This window comes from Acidovorax soli, from assembly GCF_014207955.1.
In the GTDB taxonomy this organism is placed as follows: domain Bacteria; phylum Pseudomonadota; class Gammaproteobacteria; order Burkholderiales; family Burkholderiaceae_C; genus Acidovorax; species Acidovorax soli_A.
The window spans coordinates 1-1,864 of sequence record NZ_JACHLK010000044.1 but is presented as its reverse complement, the minus strand read 5'-3'; the positions used below and the strand labels follow the sequence as shown (position 1 = coordinate 1,864).

The window sequence follows — 1,864 nt, the reverse complement described above, 5'->3', positions numbered from 1 at the left end:
GAACTTATATGGACGCCTCCCGTGTGGCAAGCGGGTTTTGGAGTTTCTGACGTGGCGGGTTCATTGCGTCCTTATATCCGGCCTGTAAATGCAGCTTGAGCCGCGGGCCCTGATGGTGGTTCGCGAAGCCGGCACTGGATCTCGCTAGCGGGCTCGAAGCCCAGAGTTCATCTCAGTTTGGCCGGCTCACGGTCTGACCGCTTTGCCATCACTCGTCCACTCGCCTGCACACTCCTTGGCGGCGTCTTGCCGCGATACCTTGATCCGGGGAATTCGATCCGATTGACTCAGCTGCGTGCCATCACGCGTGCGCAGTCACGCCCGCCTTGTGGTTTGCCTGCCAGGCAGTCCCTTGGGCCACCATGGCCCATGCCGCTCGGGCCAGCTTGTGGGCGACAGCAGTCGCCACGACATTGAAAGGCCTGCGCTCAAGCAATTGAGCGATCCAGGGCACGGGCTGCGCGCAGCGCACCAGATTGCGCGCCCCATGGATCAACAAAGTTCGGATGTACGCATCACCACGCTTGCTGATCCCGCCCATGCGCACCTTGCCACCCGTTCCCGTATGGCGCGGCGTCAGGCCCATGCAACAGGCAAACTCGCGCGCACTGCGCCAGGCAGAGCCATCGCCCAGAGTGGCCGCCAAAGCCGTGGCACCCAACAGACCGATGCCAGGTACCTGGCGCAACCGCCGCGCCACTTCATTGCTGCGCTGAACGGCTTCGATCTGCGCTTCCAGGCTGGCGATTTGTGCATCCAGGGTGCCAAGCGCCAGAAGCTGGCTATCGAGCAACTGGACCATGGCGCCCGGCAACTGCTGGTCAACCTGTGCACGTTGCTCGGCCAGAAGGCGCAAGGCGGCGCGCCTTCCCTTGGGCAGAACCACGCCGAACTCATAAAGCAGACCGCGCAGGCAATTGATCGTCGCTGTGCGCACCTGCATCCAGTGCGAGCGCACGCGATGCACAGACAGCTCAGCCTGCTGCTGGATGCTCTTGAGCGGCACGCGTCGGATGTCCGGGTGCTGAGCGGCCAGCCAGATTGCACGGGCATCGGCCGCATCATCCTTGTTGCCACTGGCGAACTTGCGCACTTGGTGCGCTGGCAGCAGCTCCACCTGGTGGCCCAGGGCAGCCAACTCACGGGCCCAATGGTGCGCGCCGCCACAGGCCTCCATCACGATCCGAGCAGGCAGGCGCTTGGCAAAGAACTCCAAGACCTTGCTGCGCGAGAGCTTGCGCCGGCAGATCTCAGCAGAGGTGGGTTCAACCCAGTGCAGCTGAAAGACATTCTTTGCGATGTCCATGCCGTATGTCGTAGCATTCATAGCGGGGTCTCCTTCGCAAGTGGTTGTGTGCAACTCCACTTTGGCACTTGATGCCGTCAGATGCGAGACCCCACTCACTTTGTGGCGAGGGTCACGGACTGCGCTGCACATCATCGGCAGGGGGTGGGAGGCGTCCATACCATCTCGCTTCGTTCTTCGAACTCCGCTCAGACAGCATCGACGAGCTAGAAGACGAAGCGTGTGTGTCCTTCGGCACACACGCCCACCCCAGCTCCTGCGCTTCTCGGCGCAGCCAGAAGGGGTGGGGAGCGGGGTCAGGGACGGCTGCTGCTTCGCAGCTACGCCTGGGGTCGGTTACGCGCTGCGCGCTGCCGACGCCACTGGCGCGGCGGCCCTGCCCAGGCCAAGCGCAGCGAGGCAGCCCGGGCCGAGCGAAGCAATGGCCCGTGTTGGTATCCCCCCCTTCTGACCGTGCCGAGAAGCGCAGGGCCTGGGGTGAGCGCGTGCCGAAGGACACGCGCATCGTGAACTGACTCACCGCGGTTGTTCGAGCGGAGTTCACCCGCAGGGGGAACG

At 63.9% G+C, this 1,864-nt stretch carries 1 protein-coding gene; it reads right to left on the bottom strand.

Annotated features, from left to right (window positions below; genetic code table 11):
- Positions 1–301: 301 nt before the first annotated feature.
- Positions 302–1,327: an IS110 family transposase gene (locus HNP48_RS35125; protein WP_184866323.1), complete on the bottom strand. Its 1,026-nt coding sequence runs from the start codon at positions 1,325–1,327 to the stop codon at positions 302–304.
- Between the last annotated feature and the right edge of the window lie 537 nt (positions 1,328–1,864).